Annotated in this window: 17 protein-coding genes; 9 read left to right on the forward strand and 8 right to left on the reverse strand. The window is 69.3% G+C overall.

Annotation, left to right across the window (positions count from 1 at the left end):
- Positions 1–25 precede the first annotated feature (25 nt).
- From DV707_RS01695 to DV707_RS01725, 7 genes are all read left to right on the forward strand, one after another.
- Positions 26–760 (forward strand): conditioned medium-induced protein 4, encoded by a 735-nt coding sequence (locus DV707_RS01695; protein WP_103990908.1) that lies wholly within the window; start codon positions 26–28, stop codon positions 758–760.
- A 119-nt stretch (positions 761–879) separates the two neighbouring features.
- Positions 880–5,460, forward strand: a complete 4,581-nt coding sequence (locus tag DV707_RS01700; RefSeq protein WP_103990907.1) for an LAGLIDADG family homing endonuclease — start codon at positions 880–882, stop codon at positions 5,458–5,460.
- Positions 5,460–5,744, forward strand: a complete 285-nt coding sequence (locus DV707_RS01705) for a DUF7854 family protein (RefSeq protein ID WP_103990906.1) — start codon at positions 5,460–5,462, stop codon at positions 5,742–5,744. The genes DV707_RS01700 and DV707_RS01705 overlap by 1 nt, the downstream gene beginning before the upstream one ends.
- A 112-nt stretch (positions 5,745–5,856) precedes the next feature.
- Positions 5,857–6,195, forward strand: coding sequence for a DUF7855 family protein (locus DV707_RS01710; protein WP_103990905.1), 339 nt, complete (start codon positions 5,857–5,859; stop codon positions 6,193–6,195).
- Entirely contained in the window at positions 6,192–7,109 is a 918-nt protein-coding gene (locus DV707_RS01715) for a DUF7856 family protein (protein ID WP_235010729.1), read from the forward strand. Before DV707_RS01710 ends, DV707_RS01715 begins: the two co-directional genes overlap by 4 nt.
- A gap of 67 nt (positions 7,110–7,176) precedes the next feature.
- The gene (locus DV707_RS01720; RefSeq protein WP_200820851.1) at positions 7,177–8,181 is read left to right on the forward strand and encodes a DUF7857 domain-containing protein; all 1,005 of its coding nucleotides are present in this window, start codon (positions 7,177–7,179) and stop codon (positions 8,179–8,181) included.
- A complete protein-coding gene (locus DV707_RS01725; RefSeq protein WP_103990904.1) occupies positions 8,178–8,846 on the forward strand; it encodes a MinD/ParA family ATP-binding protein in 669 nt (222 codons plus the stop codon). The genes DV707_RS01720 and DV707_RS01725 overlap by 4 nt, the downstream gene beginning before the upstream one ends.
- 150 nt (positions 8,847–8,996) lie before the next feature.
- Here DV707_RS01725 and DV707_RS01730 read toward each other — a convergent pair whose 3' ends face one another.
- On the reverse strand, positions 8,997–9,884 hold the full coding sequence (locus DV707_RS01730; RefSeq protein WP_103990903.1) for a transcription initiation factor IIB: 888 nt from the start codon (positions 9,882–9,884) through the stop codon (positions 8,997–8,999).
- Between the two features lie 164 nt (positions 9,885–10,048).
- On the opposite strand from DV707_RS01730, the gene DV707_RS01735 reads away from it, so the two are divergent.
- Positions 10,049–10,570, forward strand: a complete 522-nt coding sequence (locus tag DV707_RS01735; RefSeq protein WP_103990902.1) for a DUF7858 family protein — start codon at positions 10,049–10,051, stop codon at positions 10,568–10,570.
- Positions 10,571–10,657: 87 nt separating this feature from the next.
- Here DV707_RS01735 and DV707_RS01740 read toward each other — a convergent pair whose 3' ends face one another.
- From DV707_RS01740 to DV707_RS01770, 7 genes are all read right to left on the reverse strand, one after another.
- A complete protein-coding gene (locus tag DV707_RS01740; RefSeq protein WP_103990901.1) occupies positions 10,658–11,419 on the reverse strand; it encodes an AAA family ATPase in 762 nt (253 codons plus the stop codon).
- 145 nt (positions 11,420–11,564) lie between these two features.
- Entirely contained in the window at positions 11,565–11,993 is a 429-nt protein-coding gene (locus DV707_RS01745) for an HIT family protein (protein ID WP_103990900.1), read from the reverse strand.
- A gap of 266 nt (positions 11,994–12,259) precedes the next feature.
- A complete protein-coding gene (locus DV707_RS01750; protein ID WP_103990899.1) occupies positions 12,260–12,889 on the reverse strand; it encodes a uracil-DNA glycosylase in 630 nt (209 codons plus the stop codon).
- A 27-nt stretch (positions 12,890–12,916) separates the two neighbouring features.
- Positions 12,917–13,783, reverse strand: coding sequence for a ribose-phosphate diphosphokinase (locus tag DV707_RS01755; protein ID WP_103990898.1), 867 nt, complete (start codon positions 13,781–13,783; stop codon positions 12,917–12,919).
- 98 nt (positions 13,784–13,881) lie between these two features.
- Positions 13,882–14,769 carry an HVO_0234 family beta-propeller protein gene (locus DV707_RS01760; RefSeq protein ID WP_103990897.1) on the reverse strand — a complete coding sequence of 296 codons (888 nt, stop codon included), beginning with the start codon at positions 14,767–14,769 and terminating at the stop codon, positions 13,882–13,884.
- Between the two features lie 87 nt (positions 14,770–14,856).
- Complete coding sequence (locus DV707_RS01765; protein ID WP_103990896.1) at positions 14,857–15,900, reverse strand: NAD(P)-dependent alcohol dehydrogenase; 1,044 nt, start codon at positions 15,898–15,900, stop codon at positions 14,857–14,859.
- A 103-nt stretch (positions 15,901–16,003) separates the two neighbouring features.
- Entirely contained in the window at positions 16,004–16,321 is a 318-nt protein-coding gene (locus DV707_RS01770) for a hypothetical protein (protein ID WP_103991262.1), read from the reverse strand.
- A gap of 329 nt (positions 16,322–16,650) precedes the next feature.
- Between DV707_RS01770 and DV707_RS01775 the strand changes: the two genes are divergently transcribed.
- The gene (locus DV707_RS01775; RefSeq protein ID WP_103990895.1) at positions 16,651–17,766 is read left to right on the forward strand and encodes a tRNA (guanine(26)-N(2))-dimethyltransferase; all 1,116 of its coding nucleotides are present in this window, start codon (positions 16,651–16,653) and stop codon (positions 17,764–17,766) included.
- Positions 17,767–17,821: the final 55 nt, after the last annotated feature.

The raw sequence follows: 17,821 nt of genomic DNA on the forward strand, positions 1-17,821 counted from the left end.
CGTCCGCGGACCCTATCTCTCCCCGATGGACGAGAAGACGGCCGAACTCCGGGACCTCTTCGTGGAGACGACCGGCGAGGAGACCGTGACCGAGTCGCAGTCGGCGCCGCGCGGTTCCCTCGGGAGCGACCGCGACGACGCGGCCGTCGACGAGCGGTTGACGGCCATCGTCGAGGAGATGCGCGACCGCTACGCGTTCGCGTCGTCGCTATCGGTCCCCGACCTTCGACGGGTCGTCCGCGCGTTCTTCGACCCCGACGCCGTGGCCGCGGACGCCGAGTCGTGGTCGGCCGAGGCCGACGCCGCGCTCGCGGAGTCGCTCGCCGCCGACGTCGCCGCCGAGGAGGTCTTCCGCGCCCGGATGGACCTCCACCTCGTCGCCGACGCGGACCGGGACGGGCCCGTTCCGTACGACCGGCTCCGCCGGCGCGTTCTGGAATCCACCGAGGACAGTCTCGGCCCCGTCCGAGACGACCTCGACGAGGACGCGCTCGCGACCGAACTCGCAGCGGAGGCTGACGACGAACTCGCTGCGGCGGCCGACGAAGAGACCGCCGCAGAACTCGACCCCGAAGCGGTCCGCCGATCCCGACGCGTCGTCGAGGCCGACCTCGCCTCCCGACGGGTGAACCACCGCTTCCGCGACGCCTTCGCCGACCTGCTGACCGACGCGGACCTGTCGACCCGTCTCGCGACCGATGCCCGCCGCGACGGGCTGAAAGAGGCCACCGAGGACATCGAGACGGACGTGTCGCTGTAGGGGTTCGAGCGGAGCCTGGGGGGCCGGTTTTTCCTGGACTGACACCGGTCGGCGACGCCCGACTACTTTCGCTCCTCTTGGCGAAGACTCTTACCCGAGGGGGCCCCTACTCCGGTGCGATGGCCCAGGCCCCCCAGGACTCCCGCGACCTCACCGATCGGTTCATCCAGTTCTATCGGAAGTACTACCGCGACGAGATCGGCACGCTCGCGCAGAAGTACCCGAACGAACAGCGCTCGCTGTACGTCGACTACGAGGACCTCTACAAGTTCGACGCGGAGTTGGCCGAGGACTACAAGCAGAAGCCCGACCAGATGCGGGAGTACGCCGAGGAGGCGCTGCGGCTCTACGACCTGCCGGCCGACGTCAAACTCGGCCGCGCGCACGTCCGCCTCTCGAACCTCCCCGAGACGGTCGACATTCGCGGCATCCGCGTCCACGACGACCACATCGGTCGGATGATCGCCGTCCAGGGGATCGTCCGGAAGGCCACGGACGTCCGGCCGAAGATCACCGAGGCGGCCTTCGAGTGCCAGCGCTGCGGGACGATGACCTACATCCCCCAGTCGGACAGCGGCTTCCAGGAACCCCACGAGTGTCAGGGGTGTGAGCGCCAGGGGCCGTTCCACGTCGACTTCGACCAGTCCGAGTTCGTCGACGCCCAGAAGGTGCGCGTCCAGGAGAGCCCCGAGGGCCTGCGGGGCGGCGAGACGCCACAGAGCATCGACGTCGACCTCGAAGACGACGTCACCGGCCGGGTGACCGCCGGCGACCACGTCACCGTGACGGGCGTCCTCCACATCGAACAGCAGACCTCCGGCAACGAGAAGACGGCCATCTTCGACCTCTACATGGACGGGGTCGCCGTCGAGATCGAAGACGAGGAGTTCGAGGACATGGACATCACCGACGAGGACGTCGCCGAGATCGTCGACCTCTCGAACGAGCCCGACATCTACGAGAAGATGGTCGCCTCCGTCGCTCCGTCGATCTACGGGTACGAACAGGAGAAACTCGCGATGATCCTGCAACTGTTCTCGGGCGTGACCAAGCACCTCCCCGACGGCTCGCGGATCCGCGGCGACCTGCACATGCTCTTGATCGGGGACCCCGGAACCGGAAAGTGCGTCGACGGGGATACACTCGTAACGCTTTCGGACGAATCCGAGATTCCGATTCGGGAGTTGGTAGAGAACAATCTCGACGATCCGAAGTCGATTGACGACGGCGTATGGGACGCCGTCGACTTCGAGGTACCATCGATGGCCCCCGACGGCTCGCTCACAACCCAGCGGGCGACGAAGGTCTGGAAGCGCGAAGCGCCGGAGAAGATGTATCGGATCCGGACCGCGAGCGGGAAGGAACTGACTGCGACCCCGTCGCATCCGTTATTTGTCGTACGCGATGGACGGCCGGACGCAGTCGTCGCAGACGATCTCCGAGTCGGACAACCCGTCGCGGTCCCGAATACAAACGGCGATCGCGAGAACGGATTCGGTGTCGAAACGGCGGAACGCAGGCGAAGTGTCGTCCCGGACGGCGGCATCTCGACGGACCGAATTACGTCGATCGAAGCACTCCCTCCGAAAGATGACTGGGTGTACGACCTCGAAGTCGCGGGAACGCACTCGTATCTTTCCAACAATATCGTCTCTCACAACTCCGCGATGCTTCAATACATACGCAATATCGCACCCCGATCCGTCTACACCTCCGGGAAAGGCAGTTCCTCGGCCGGTCTCACGGCGGCGGCCGTCCGCGACGACTTCGGCGACGGCCAGCAGTGGACGCTCGAAGCCGGTGCGCTCGTGCTGGCCGACAAGGGGATCGCGGCTGTGGACGAATTGGACAAGATGAGGTGCGTGACTGGAGACACGCTCGTCCACACGACAGACGGAATCCGGCCGATCCGCGAGCTCGCACACGAAGCTGCGCTCTCGGGAGCCATTGAGCCATTGTCGAACGGGCGGACGATCCGCGACGACGTCGCTGACGTCTGGACGCTCGCAGAGGACGGGACACTCGTCACACGGCCCGTTATCGCAGTCCACGAGTACGACGCTCCTGACACGCTCTACGAAGTGACACTCGAATCCGGGGAAGCAGTATCGGCTACTTCGGATCACCCCTTCTTCGTCTTCGAGGGCGGTGAGCGAGCCGAGAAAGCCACTGGGGAACTTGAGCCCGGCGATTGGGTGTACGTGCCCGAGGCCGTTCGGGAAACGGCGACTGACGGTGGTACGGCATCGGTTACGACTCCAGAAACGGTCGGGGGCGAGTCCGGAGCTACGGCGAGTCTCCCACCGACAAAGGGTGCGATACTAGGGTATCTCGCCGGCGACGGCAACGTTTACAGCAACGAATCCGAAGGAAGTCACGGGATCCGGTTTACGAACAAGGAAGAACAACTCCTGAGTCACTTCGAATCCGTCTGTCGAACGGCGTACGGCAAAGAAGCGGTTCGTCACCCCAGTGAACAGCGAGATGACGGGGTCGAAACCGTCCGACTCCACGGAAAAGAGTATGTTGACGATCTCCTTGAATCCGGCCTGAACCTCGAAACGTACGAAAACAAACGTGTTCCGGTCGAAGTCACTCGGGGCGGTCGCGACACGAAAGCCGCCTTCATCCGAGCCCTCGCCGATTCGGAGGCGACCGTGGACGTACGGTCGGTCAAGATCCACTCCAGCAGTTACGACCTGCTGCTAGGGACGAAAATGCTCCTCTCGGAGTTCGGAATCCGCAGTCAGATACAGACCCGCTCGTACGCGAACAAGCGTGACCTCTATATTCTGGCGATTACTGCGGCAGATTCCTTGGAGGCGTACAACCGCGAAATCGGATTCACACTCGACAGAAAGCAGTCGGCGTTGAACGAGGCAGCCGAACGGACGACTGGAGACAGAGCGATTATCGATGTCCTCCCGGAGATCGGGGACCGACTCCAGCGACTCCGAGAGTCGCTTCGACTTTATCAGTCCGAGTGCGGGCTCAACGATGCCACGTATTGCAATTTCGAGAACGGCGATGCCAACCCATCGCTTCATCGGGCTAGACGGATTGTCACCCGATTCACGGAACGCCGGCACCAGGCCTACGCTGACTTGGAACTCCTTGATGGGTCCCCGTCGTGGACGGTTTTGAACGTTCTCCGTGAGGAGTATCACGTCTCACAGCGAGAACTCGCCGAAGAAACAGCGTACACGCAGCAACAGATCTCTCGTCTCTGGGAGCAAAACAATGCGCTCCGGCGAACCGTCACAAACCGGTTCCGAAGCATCCTGAAACGCGTCTCGAATACAAATATATCTGGCATTTCCGAGCTTGTCGAGGCTGACGTTCGGTGGCGGCGGGTCAAGTCTGTCAAGCCGACAGTTCCGTCTTCAGGCGACGACAGGATCCCGGTTTTGGAGCGTCAGTTAGCCGATGAGATCGGTTGCGATCGTGATCACGCCCGGGAGTCCGCTCGGATGCTACTCGCTACGGAGCCGACAGCCGAATCGTGGGACGAACTCCGCTGCGAACTCGAACGGCACGGCGTTTCGTTCCAGCGGCTCGCTGAGCAGTTAGACGTTGCAGGATCGACTGTCTCTCGATGGTTCTCGGGAACGGTTGATGTCGACAACTTCGAGGAAGTGCGACGTGCCGCATTCGAGTTGATCGAAGCGGTTCGAGCGCGGATCGCGTCGATTCACGACGAAATCGAGAGCCGGAATCGGTCACCAAAAGTGTACGATCTCACGGTCCAAGGAACGCACAACTTCGTCGCGAACGGAATGGTTGTCCACAACTCAGAGGACCGCTCTGCAATGCACGAAGCGCTGGAACAGCAATCGATTTCCGTATCAAAGGCCGGCATCAACGCCACCCTGAAATCCCGGTGTTCGCTGCTCGGAGCGGCCAATCCGAAGTACGGCCGATTCGACCAGTACGAGCCGATCGGCGAGCAGATCGATCTCGAACCCGCGCTCATCTCCCGCTTCGATCTGATCTTCACGGTCACGGACAACCCCGACCCCGAGACCGACGCCGAACTCGCAGAACACATCATCAACACGAACTACGCGGGCGAGCTCAACACCCAGAAGTCGAAGGTCCCCAGTTCGGAGTTCACCGACGGGGAGGTCGAGAGCGCGACCGAGGAAGTGACACCCGAGATCGACGCCGAACTCCTGCGGAAGTACATCGCCTACGCGAAGCGCAACTGCTACCCGACGATGACCGACGAGGCCAAGGAGGTCATCCGGGACTTCTACGTCGACTTCCGGGCGAAGGGGGCCGACGATGACGCCCCCGTCCCGGTGACGGCGCGGAAACTGGAAGCGCTGGTCCGGCTCTCGGAGGCCTCCGCGCGGCTCCGGCTCTCGGATACGGTCGAACGCGAGGACGCCGTCCGCGTCACCGAGATCGTCGAGTCCTGTCTCCGGGACATCGGAATGGACCCCGAAACGGGAGAGTTCGACGCCGACATCGTCGAGACCGGTACCTCGAAGAACCAGCGCGACCGCATCAAGGACATCAAGCACCTGATCGAGGAGCTCGAAGACGAGTACGAGGAGGGCGCGCCGGTCGAGCAGGTCATCGAACGGGCGGGCACGGATCTCGGCTTGGAGGAGACGAAGGCCGAAGACGAGATCGAGAACCTCAAGCGGAAGGGAGAGCTCTACGAACCGCGACAGAGTTACCTCCGGACGACGTAATGGACCGAATATCCGCGCTCCGGAACGTCGAGGAGGCGCTGCGGGACTTCGAGGCCGGCGAGTCGGACCTCGCGGCGACCGAACAGCGCGTCGTGACGATCCTCCGGACGTACGCGACCGACTTCGAGGGCGAGGAGGGCCTCCGGGCGTACCAGGCGACCGGCGACGGCCGCGCGCACGGCCTGGTCGTCGTCGCCGAGAGCGAGAGCGAGGCTCGCGAGCGCATCGCCGACCTGCTGGGCGAGGCACCGTCGGCGCTCGACGTCGACATCTCGCCGGTGTGATCCGATTCCGGCTCGGCCGGTGTAAGTCGCCTTCGTGGATATCCCGCCGGCGTGTGTCGGTTTCGCCGGTGTAGATGGATTTTTATCCCGTCCCGGAAACCTGGGCGTAGCCGTGTTGTTGGTGGTGACGTACTCGCGTCGGGCGCGCGAGACGCTGCGAAACGCCTGCCGGGCGCACGAGGAGACCGTCGTCAGGCAGTTCGGCCGCGCCGCGCTCCTGCGGGAGACGGAGTACGGCGCGTTTCTGGCGTGTCGGCTCCGCGAGCGACACGCCGCCGACGTGCAGGTCGAGCGGACCGAACCGTTCAACGAGTTCGCCGACGCGCCCGACGCCGTCCGGGAAGCCGCGGCCGCCTACGAGGCGCGGGAGTCGCCGAGCACGCCGTACGACCGGTTCGCGGCCGGCACCGACCACCCGAACTCCGACGCGATGCGAGAGCGGGAGCTGTGACCGGCGACGTCGCAGAGCGGGACTTCGTGATCCGGCTCCCGGACGGAACCACGGAGGACGGCCCGATCGCCGACCTCCGCGGCGCGGACGCCTCGGTGGTCCCGACCCCCTCCCAGCTTCGACGGGCGATCTGCGGTGGATGTCCGGGCCCGTCTGACGCTCCCATCGTCCACGCGCCGGCCCCCGGTCGGGCTCACGTCCACGTCGCACGACTCGCCGCTGAGACGACCGTTCGCATACGCCCCGCGCTCGCCGCCGTCGCCGCCGCTCACGGAGTCGAGACGCCGCACGACGACGACCTGGCCGACGCGATCGGATCGCTTCGATCGCTCCCGCCCGCGCCCGTCGCTGACGCCGATCTGCGAAATGCGCGGCGCCGCGCCGCCGAGGCGGGGGCGGAGACGGAGCGACTCAGAGAGCGGGTCGCCACCGTCCGCGGGCGGCTGACCGCGCTCCGCGACGGTGCCGCCGGGGACGACGAGGCGTTGACCGCCGCGGAGGCGTCGCTGTCGGAACCGACCCGGCGGCTCTCGGAGGTGGCGACAGAACGCGTCGCCGCAGCCCAGCGGTTGGCACTCCTCGAAGAGCGCGCGCGACGCGCCCGCGACCGGCGGGAGGCCCGACTGCGACTCGAAGACCGGATCGGGAACCTCGAACGGGCGGTCCGGGCCGCCCGCGTCGACGCCGTCGCGGACGACTTCCGCGACGCTCGCCGGGCGCTCGCGGCTCTGAACCGAGACGTAGACGGCGACACCGCCGTCTTCGAGGCGACGTCCGAACTCCTCGATGCACTGGCCGTCGTCCGGGTGGCCCCCATCCGCGCGCCCATCGTCGTCGACCCCGAGGTTGCCGCCGCCTTCGGCGGCCCTCGGCGGGCGTTCGAGGCGCTCGACGCCCCGCTGGTGATCCGATAGGCCGCGGCGTCTGATGGGGCGGCCTCCGGCCCGACGGTTTATGTACTAACGCGGGACCAGAGCCGGCGTGCAAACCGCTTTCGACGACGCTAACCCGACCGCCGAACCGCCCTCGTCTGCCGATCCGACCTCGGCCGCCGCCGACCCGACTGCCGAACCGGTCCCGCCCGCCGACGAGCCGCTGGAGACGAGCGTCACGACGACGTCCCTCTCTGGCGTGACGCTCGTGCAGGTCGAGCTTCGCAGCACCGTCGACGCCGACCTGCGCGTCCGGGTCGCGAACGACCTCGACGGTCCCGTCCTCCCGCCGCGTCGGGAGGGCGTCCCCGTCGCCGGCTGGGACGCCGACGGCTTCCGTGGAGTCGTTCCCGGGTCCGGACGCCTCGGCGTCGGCTACGCGTGTCCGGTCTCGACGCCCGACGAGGGGTCGCCCGTCGGTTCCGACCCCGCTCGCGAGTCGCCCGCGACGGTGGACGGTACCGACGCGGTCTCGGTCGAACTGCTCGGCCCCGTCGACGGAACGGACTCGCCGTCGGCTCCCGTCGCGACGGCGATCCGGTCGCTCGGACGGGCCGCGCCGCCCGCCGACGCGGTGCCCGACGGCGCTGGTGCCGGCTCGTTCGGGACCACCGCGGGCGATGCGACGGACCCATCGATCGGTGCCGACGCGCTCCCCGCGGCGGTCGAAGAGTGGCTCGACGCGGTCGAATCCCGCGTGCAGCGCGCCGAACGGTTGACGGACGCCTCGGCCGCGGAGGCGACGGCGGTGCTCGTCGACTCCGGCGGCGTCGACCCGCTCGCGGGGCTCCCCGACGCGGTCGCCGCCGACGAGTCCGCGCTACGGACCGTCGCAAGCCGGGCGTCTGCGATCGCTGAACGCGCGGCGGCGACGGACGCTCGCCCGGTGGTCTCCTCGCTGTCGGCGGCCGCAGAGAGAAGGGGTCTCGACGACGGGACGTCGCCGAGTGGCGATCGATTCGCCGATCTCCCCTCGGACGGAGACCAGTCCGCCGATCTCTCCTCGCCCGAAGACCAGTCTGCCGACCCCCTCTCGACCGGGGCCGACCGATGATCGTCGCCGTCACCGGCGGCAAGGGCGGCGTCGGCAAGTCGACGATCTCCGTCGAACTCGGCGCGGCCCTGGACGCCACGGTCGTCGACGCCGACCTCGGGATGGCGGACCTCCCGACCGGCCCCGGACCGGACCTCCACGACGTGCTCGCCGGGCGCGCGGATCCCGTCGAGGCGGTACGGGAGGGCTGCGGGCCGGTCCGGCTGCTCCCGTGCGGCCGCTCGCTCGCGGGCGCTCGCGCGGCGGACGTGGGTGCGCTCGCTGAGACGCTCCGCGCCGTCGAGGGCGCTTACGGCGACGTCGTCGTCGACTGTCCCGCGGGAATGAAAGCCGACGCGGGCGTGCCGCTGGCCGTCGCCGACGCCTGCGTCGTCGTGGCGTCGCCGCAGCCGTACGCGCTCGCCGACGCCGTCCGCTCGCGTGAACTCGCACGCGAACTCGACGCGGGGCTCGTCGGCGTCGTGGTCAACCGCGTCGTCGACGATCCGCCGACGGGGGCCTTCGAGGAGGTGCTGGGGGCGCCCGCCGTTGCGGTTCCGGCGGATCCACGCGTCGGGGAGACGGTGGCGTCGTTCCGTCCGGTCGTCCGCTCTGCGCCGTCGACGCGGGCGGCCCGCGCGGTGACGGACGTCGCGGACGCGGTGCGTCGGGCGAAACGCGTGTGACCGTAGCGGAGAGGGCGCGGACGCTGGCGGATCCGCACGCGCAGCGTCCGGGGTGACTGTTCACAGCATCGGAGAACCGCCCCGAGGAACCGTTCGCCGCGTTCGACGCGCGGACGGCGTCGAGGTATACCCGTCCAGCGGTAACGTCGCCTACTCGTCGTCGAGCGCCTGGTAGGTCGATCGCAGCGTCACCGGCGTGACGCCGGCGACGTCGGCGGCCTCCCGCTGGGTCACCCCGGCACCGACGTCGCGGCCGGCGGTGTAGAGACACGCGGCGGCGACGCCGCTCGGGTTTCGTCCGGCGACGATGCCGCGCTCGGTCGCCTCGGCGACGTACTCGCGGGCGCGCCGTTCGACCTCCCCGGAGAGGTCGAGCCGGGAGGCGAAGCGGGGGACGTACTCCGCGGGATCGATCGGTCCGACGGGAAGCCCGAGTTCGCGATTGATCGCGTCGTAGGCGGCGGTCTGTTCGTCCTCCGTCGCCTTCGCCGCCTCGGCGACTTCCTGGACCGTTCGCGACACGCGGGCGACGCGACAGGCCGCGTAGACGCAGGCCGCGGCGAATCCCTCCAGCGAGCGGCCGGGGAGCAGGTCCTCAGACTGGGCGGAGCGGAACAGCGAGCAGGCGTGATCGCGGATCCGGTCCGGGAGCGACAGCACGCTCGTGAGCCGTCGGATCTCGGTGAACGCGTACACCTGGTTTCGCTCGCGCTTCGAGGAGATTCGGGCGCGGTTGTGCTGCCGGCGCATCCGCGCGAACTGCCGGCGCTTGCGCCCCTTCGCCCGCGTCGAGCGACCGATCTTCGTCGACAGCCCCCGGTCGTGACGCGAGCGCGTCAGGGGCGCGCCGGTCCGCTTCGGATCCCTGTCGTCGTCGGCGAAGGAGCGCCAGTCGGGGCCGTGGTCGATCCGGTACTCCGAGAGCACGAGACCGCAGTCCCCACACAGCGTCTCCCCGCGAGCGGTCTCCGGGCGACCGCCGCATTCGGGGCAGGCGTTCGTCGTCGTGGCGGCGTCGGCGGCGGGTGCTTCACTCATCACAATTGAAACTCGGTCGCGAAGCCATATTTAAAGACGTGAGAAAACGCCACTCTGACCCCGATTCGGCGGTCAACAACCAACCGGTTACCGGTAGGTATTCGAAATCATATTTGATATTTGAAGCGAACCTTCTTATCGGAAGGGGTGGACACACAGTCACGATGGGTTTGTCGGAGATCGCAGCGGGCCTGGAGTTGAGAACGGAGCAGGTACAGCGCGGCGTCGCGACCGTCGACGACACGGACGTCGACCTCGACGCGCGGCTCCGGGAGTACGAGGCCGACCTCCCGTGTACGGCCGCCGCGGCGTCGACCGTGCTCGAACGGTACGACGAGGGCGCGAGCGTCGGCGACGCGGGCGAGGCGGCGGCGCTCGCCCCGGTCACGGCCGCGAAGCTACTGCACCGGTGCGGGTTCGAGGGCGTGACGCCGCTGTCGCCGACGGCTCGACGCGTGCTCCGCGACTGGATCGACGGGCGACTCTCGCGGGCGGACGCGCTCGAACTCACGAGTTCGGACGAGGCGGAGTTCGCGCTCGCCGCCTACGTCGAGACCCACGACCCGATCACGGAACTCGCAGAAGCCGTCCGCCGCGACGCCTCGGCACCGATCGCGGGCGACGCGCTGGTCTCGAAGCGCGACGCGCTCGCGGAGACGATGACCGGCAGTGCTGATCTCCGGTAGTACGGCGGTCGGATTCTCCCGACGCCGCGGCCGCCCGGCCCTTCCGCTGTTCGATTCTTTCGATCGAGACTGACGCCGGCGGCTCCGTTATCGGCCGACGAGTTCCCCGACCGAGCCGAGCAGGCCGCCGCCTCCGGCCTCCGGCTCCGCGAGTTCCTCCTCTGTGACTGCGGCGGCCACGCGCTGGATCGCGCGGGCGAACGCGTCGTCGCCGCCGAGGCAGGCGGGAGCGGCGTCGACCGCCGTCGCTTCGGTTCCCGGCACCGACACGTCGGCGGTCTCCAGTTCCCCTCGGACCGAGACCACGAGCGAGGCCCCGGTACCGACGTCGGCCAGTCGCTCGTGACACCGCTGGATCGCTTCCGTGCCCCGGTCGCTCGCCGGCGCGACGACGGCGATCCGGTCCGCAGCGTTCACCGCGGCGACGGCCTGGTTCGCGGCGATCGGTGGCACGTCCAAGAGGACGTGATCGAACCGCGCCGCCGCGGTCTCGATCAGCGACTCGAACCGCCGGGCCGCCTCGACGCGTTTCGCGCGGGCCAGTCGCTCGAAGGGGGCGTGTGCGGGGCAGACGGCGACCCGGCCGGGGACCCGTTCCGGGAGGGCCACCTCTCGCAGTCCGGTCGAGAGGTCCCGCTCGTCGTCGACGAGAAGGCGCGTCAGGTCCGGGTCGATCCGACCCCCGACGTAGTCGGCCAGTCCCTGCGTCGCGAACGCGGCGTCGAGGATCGCGACCTCGCGGCCGCCGGCCGCCAGCGCCGCGCCGACCTCGATCCCGGTCCGCGTCGTCCCCGCCCCGCCCGCCGCACCGACGAACGCCGTGACGTCAGCCGTCTCCGTCTCTCTCATACCCACTCTGGCCGCGCACTGGGATTTAAAGAATCCGGTCGGTTCTTCGGGACGATCCGACGCCGTCACCGAAGTCGCCTCGCTTCGCAGGTCGCGATGGCGGCGACGTCGACCTCGCTGCCGACGCCGACTGCGACGTCGCGGCTCACTCCCCGGTCTCGATGGCGGCGGCGATGTCGTCGAGTTCGTCGTCGGAGAGGTCCGGCCGGCCCCCCGCGACCGCGTGGATCGGCCTGCCGCCGTCGCCCTCGAAGCGAGGGACGATGTGGACGTGCACGTGCGGGACCTCCTGGCCGGCGGCGCTGCCGTTGTTCACCCCGACGTTCGACGCGTCGGCGTCGACCGCGGATTCGATCCGCGGCGTCAGTTCCTGGACGGCCGCCCAGACGTCGGCGGCGACGTCCTCGGGCAGTTCGTCGAGCCGCTCGTAAGCCTCCTTCGGCACCACGAGCGTGTGGCCGGGCGCGAGCGGGTTCGCGTCGAGGAACGCCGCGACGGTGTCGGTCTCGTAGACGATCCGCGCCGGGATGTCGCCGGCGACGATCTGCTCGAAGATGGTCGGGTCGTCGCTCATACGCGTCTCATCGGACGAATCGCCGAAGTAAGTTCGGGTCTCTATGGGGACGACGCTGCAAACGGGGTGACCAGTGATTCGGCAGCGGGATTGAACTCGGAAGCCCCCGCGCGCTCGACTCGGGGGACTCGTTGCGCGCGCTCGCTGTGCTCGCGTGCTTACATCGTCCGCCGTCGCCGAGCGCGCGGCCCCTTCCAGTCCCGCCCGTGTGGTTGTGGCTGTCTCTGCGACCATCGCACGCCGGAAGCCGCTTTTCGACCCCGAAATCAGGACGGGTCGTCGTCGAGCGCCGCTCGGAGCGCGTCGTGGACCGCCTCGCGGTACTCCTCGGCGCTGTAACCGAGTCGCGCCCGCCAGATGTCCTGATAGGAGGGATGGAGGACGGGGAGCAGCGTCGAAAAGGGCAGTTCGATCGGCTCCAAGATCCGATCGACGAAGCCGTCGATCGTTCGGTTATCGAGCGCCAGCGTCGTCGTCGTGGCGTGTTTGCCGGTCGCGACGATCACCGTCGGATCGACGGTCTCGATCTCCTCTCGGAGGTGCGTCCGGCAGTTCGCGCGCTCTGTCTCGGTGGGTTCGCGGTTCGAGCCCTCGCCGTCGCAGGGGAAGCACTTCACGGCGTTCGTGACGTAGGCTGTGGGCCGGCCGATCTCGGCGAGCAGCCGTCGGACGCGACGCCCCGAGTGCCGCGCCGTGTAGGCCTTCCCGGTCCAGTTTCCGCCGCGCCACCGCTCGGCGTCGGGGTTCCCGGCGCCGGGCGCTTCGCCGACGACCATCACGTCGGCGTCGAGGTCGCCGGTGCCCCACGAGATCCGCTCGCGACACTCGACGAGCGCGGGGCAGCGCGCGCAGTCGGCTTCGAGGGCGTGCTGTTCGGTTGGAAATTCGGGTTCCATCGTTCGTCCTGGTCCGCAAGCCCTCCGCTACGCCGCTTCGACCGCGTCCACGGCGGCGGCGACGATCGGTGCGACGGAGACGGCGCTCACGTCGCGCTCGACCGTGTCGGTCCCGACGATCCGCTCGATCCCGGCGCGTTCGAGCTTCGTCCGGGCGTTTCGAGCCAGGAGCGGGTGGACGCACGCCGCGAAGACGCGCTCGGCCCCGTCGTCGGCGAGGTGGGCGACGGCCTCGCTCATCGTCGAGCCGGTCGCGACGATGTCGTCGACGATCACGACGTCGCGACCCGCGGCGTCGGCGTCGCTCGGCGAGATCTCGACCTCGGTTCCGGAGTGACGGGTCTTCTCGAAGTAGTCGGTCTCGCCGCGTCCGTAGGCGTCACAGGTGGCTGCCGCGAGTTCGACCGCGCCGGAATCGGGGGAGAGAAAGAGCGGCTCCGCGAGGTCGTCGGGCAGCGGCTCGGCGAGCAGCCCCGCGGCGTCACAGACGGTGACGTGGGCGTCGAAGAAGTCCGCGACCGACTCCTCGTGGGGGTTCACGAGGACGACCCGGTCGGCGCCGGTCGAGACCGCCCGGGCCATCGCTCGCGCGGAGACGGGTTCGCCGGAGTCGAACGCCTCGTCCTGGCGCGCGTAGCCCATATACGGGATCACGGTGACGACCTCGCTCGCGCCGGCCTCCCGGACGGCGTCCTGCAGTTGGAGCAGTTCGACCCACGCGTCGTTCGAGTCCGTCGTGGCGACGACCACCGCGCGCTCGGCGTCGAAGTCGGGGACGGCGGCGAGCGTCTCGCCGTCGGGGAAGCGGTCGTACTCGACGGCCGAGAGCGGTTCGCCCAACTCCGAGGCGAGCGCGGCCGCGAGCGCCTGTGAGGATGCGCCGGGAACGATCATACCCGGTATCTCTCGACCCGCGGTAAAACCCCTTTTCGTCTCGGCTTCCGGGGCGGTTCGCCGTTCGGACCGCCCGACGGACGCCCGACAGCGATCTCCTACACCGCGGCGGCGACGACGTCGCGGACGCCCACGCCCCGGTACCGCCACTCCCCGTCCGGCAGCCGCACGGCGAACGTGCCGCCCTCCGTGACCGCGTACGACGCCTCGACGCCGTGGGCCACGGCCGCGACGGGCTCTTCGACGGGCAGCCGCTCCTCGCGCCACTCCGCGTCGGGGGCGTCGCCGGCCCGCCGGACGTAGAGCCGCCCGTCGACGGCGGCCTGCGCGCTCGCTCCGCCGGCGTCCACCGCGTCGACCGGGCCGTCGAGCACGTCCATCCAGCCGTTGCCGAGTTTGTACAGCCCGGTCCCGGTCGCGACGAGCGGTTCCGCGTCCACGTCGCGGGCGTCGTCGAGGCCGGCGTGGGTCACGCCGTCGGAACCCATCCGGTAGACGCCGTCGGCGGCGGCGACGAGGCCGCCGTCGATGGCGCGCACCGGACCGGTCGTCCCGATCTCGGTCCAGCCGCCGGTCTCGCTCGCATCCGCGCCGCCGGCCTCGCTCGGGGCGCCGAGTCGCGCGACGCGCCCGTCCCCGTCGCCGGCGACGAGTTCGCCGGTGTCGCCCGCGCCGCCGTCGAAGCCGACGGCCGTGGCGGGACCGAATCCGGTGGCCTCGAACGCGAGCGCCTCGGCCGCCGACACCGTCGAGTCGCCCTCGTCGTCGACGTCTCGGTCGGCGACTAGGACGTCCTCGTCGGTCGCGACGGCGACGCGCCGGCCCGCGGTCGCCACGTCGCGAGCCTGACAGCGGTGGGCGATGCCGAACTCCCCGATCAGGTCGTCGGAGACCGAGACCGCGACGACGCCGAGCCCCGAGGCGAGGTAGACGGTCTCGGTCCCGGCGTTGTCGGTGTACACCCGCTTCTCGTCGATCGTGGGCATTACCGGTCGTTCGCCGAGACGGCGTAAAAACGGTGCGGAGCGATCGACGGGAGGAGGTGATGCTCGCTCGTGTCGCCCGGCCCCCTCTCAGTTCGGCGTGATGACCGCGCGACCGTCGATCTCGCCGTGTTCGAGTCGCGTTGCGACCGTGTTGATCTCCGAGAGGTCGTACCGTGTCGTCTGGAGTTCGACGTCGCCGCGCTCGACGAGTCGGACGAGCTCCTGCAGCTCGGTGTACCTGCCGACGAGGGTCCCCCGATAGGAGAACTCGCCGTCGACGAGCGCCTGCGCGGGTTCGTGGACGTGGCCGCCGTACCCGACGACGTGGTGGTCGCCGCCGGGAGCCACGATGTCTGGCGCGTACGCCGTCGTCTCGTCGGCGCCGACGAAGTCGAGGACCTGTTCGGCGCCGTGGCCGTCCGTCAGGTCGTCGATCGCGCCGGCGACGTCTTCGGTGCTCGGATCGATCGTGTGGCGCGCGCCGAGGTCGGCGGCGAGGTCCCTCGCGCTCTCCTTCACGTCGAGCGCGACGACGTTCGCCGCGCTCATCGCGTCGAGACACTGGAGGCCGATGTGGCCCAGTCCCCCGACGCCGATGACGACCGCCGGGTCGCCGGGGTTCAGTTCGTCGACCGCCTTCTTCACCGCGTGGTACGCCGTGATCCCGGCGTCGGCGTGCGGCGCGATCTTCGCGGGATCGACGCCGTCCGGGAGGGGAACCGTCGCGCGCTCGCTTGTCAGCAGGAACTCGGCGAACCCGCCGTCGGTGGTGAGCCCCGGAAACGAGAGGTCCTCGCAGTACATATCCTCGCCGAGGCGGCACTGCCGGCACGTCCCGCAGGTCGTCACCGGGTGACAGATCACCGTATCCCCGACCTCGACCGTCGTGACCTCCTCGCCGACCTCGACGACCTCACCGGCGTTCTCGTGGCCGAGCGTCATCGGGAGGTCCTGCTCGACGTAGTCGGTCCACATCCCCTCGATGATGTGGTTGTCCGTCTGGCACCACCCCGCGCCCTCGACGCGGACGACGACGCCGTCCGAGCGAGTGACCTCCGGCCGGTCGACCTCGTCGATGCTGAGCGCGTCGCTCATCTCCTCTGTGTACTCGTGGAGTCTCGCGGCTTGCATCGTGTCAGCAATGATCGCGGAATCGGCATAAGCGTTCACCGGGCTCCGCCGGTCGGCGGCCGTCGGCCAACTCTCGGTCGGTTCCGGACGCGATTGGCTGCCCTCACAGGAAGTCGCGAACCTCGGAGTACCACATCTCGTGGTGGTCGACCTCGCCGATGCGCTCGGCGATGGCGACCGCGAGGACGTGCCAGCAGCGCTCGGTCGGATCCTCCGGGTCGAGGTTGTAGGCGCTGTCCTTGCAGGTGCACCCCCCGTCCTCGACGACGTACTCGTCCTCGTGGCCGACGACGACGGTGAAGTCGCGGTAGCGCTTGACCCGCCCCTCGGAGACGGCCTCGACGGCGCGCGCCCCGCGGTCGTCGTGACGCGAGATCAGGGCGTCGACGGCGTCGGGCGTGAGTTCGCCGCGCTCGGCCAACTCGCGCCGCCAGGCGGTCTCGGCGTCGGTCCCCGTCTCGGTCGGGACGACGAAGTCGTCGTCCCGGGCCTCGGCGTCGGGGACGCTCTCGTCACCGCCTCCGGATCCGGCGTCGCGGGAGCTTTCGCTGTCGCTCGCGGTCCCCGTGTCGCGGGCGCGACCGCCGTCCCGCCCGCCCGAGTCCTGAGGGCCTCCGCTCTCGTCTCCTCCCGATCCGTCGCCGTCGTTCACTGTCCGTTCTTCCCCCGGCCCCGACAAAACCTCACCGGTGGCACGGCCCGCCCGCACCGACCGCATCGCTTTTCGCCGCGGAGCGTCCGACCGGTGGTATGGACGTTCGTGAGGGCGGCGTCGAGGTGTCGGTCCCCGACGCCCGCGACGGCGCATCCGAGGGGGCGGGCGACGGCGTGTTCTACAACCCGACACAGGAACTCAACCGCGACGTGACGGTGGCGACGCTGCGGGCCTACCGCGAGCGCGAACCCCGCGCGAGTTCGTACCTCGACGCGATGGCCGCCAGCGGGATCCGCGGGGTCCGGGCCGCCGCCGAGGGGTACGACGTCACCTGTGCGGACGTCGACGCCGACGCGGTCGAACTGGCCCGCGAGAACCTCGCGCGCAACGGCCTCGACGGCGAGGCCGTCGAGCGCGACGTCAACGCGCTGCTGTACGAGTCGCTTTTCGACGTCGTCGACCTCGACCCGTTCGGCACGCCGATCCCCTTCGCCGACGCGGCGCTGTCGAACGCGCGGAGTATGGTCTGCGTCACCGCCACCGACACCGCGCCGCTGTGCGGGGCCCACCAGCGCTCCGGGATTCGGAAGTACTCGACGCTCCCGCAGAACACCGACTACCACCCCGAGATGGGGCTTCGGGTCCTGCTTTCGGCGCTGATCCGCACGGCCGCCCGCTACGACAAGGCGGCCGTCCCGATCCTCTCGCACGTCTCGCGTCACTACGTCCGCACGTACCTCCAGATCGACGCTCGGGCCACGCAGGCGGACGAACTGATCGACCGACTGGGCTACGTCCACCACTGCGAGGACTGCCTCCGCCGGACGCACGAGTTCGGCCTGATCGCGCACCCGCCCGAGGCCTGCGACGCCTGCGGCGGCGACCGCATTCTCTCGGCGGGCCCGCTCTACCTCGGCGCGGTCCGCGACGCCGACTTCGCCCGCACGGTCCGCGAGCACGTCACCGACGAGATGGGCGAGGCCGCGCGGGCCGGACGGCTGTTGGAGACGGTCGAGGCGGAACTCGACACGCCGACGCACTACGACCAGCACCGCCTCTGCAAGCAGTGGAGCCGGTCCGCCCCCGCGATGGACGACTTCCTGGCGTCGCTTCGGGACGCCGGCTTCGCGGCCACGCGAGCGCACTACTCGGGGACGGCGTTCAAGACCGACGCGACCGTCCCGGAGATCCGCGAGGCAACGGCCGAGTGAGCGGTCGCGTTCCGTTCACCGGAACAGCGGCCCCGTCGCCGACGCCCGCGCCGGG

The sequence above is a fragment of the Halobellus limi genome, assembly GCF_004799685.1.
Lineage (GTDB): Archaea > Halobacteriota > Halobacteria > Halobacteriales > Haloferacaceae > Haloquadratum > Haloquadratum limi.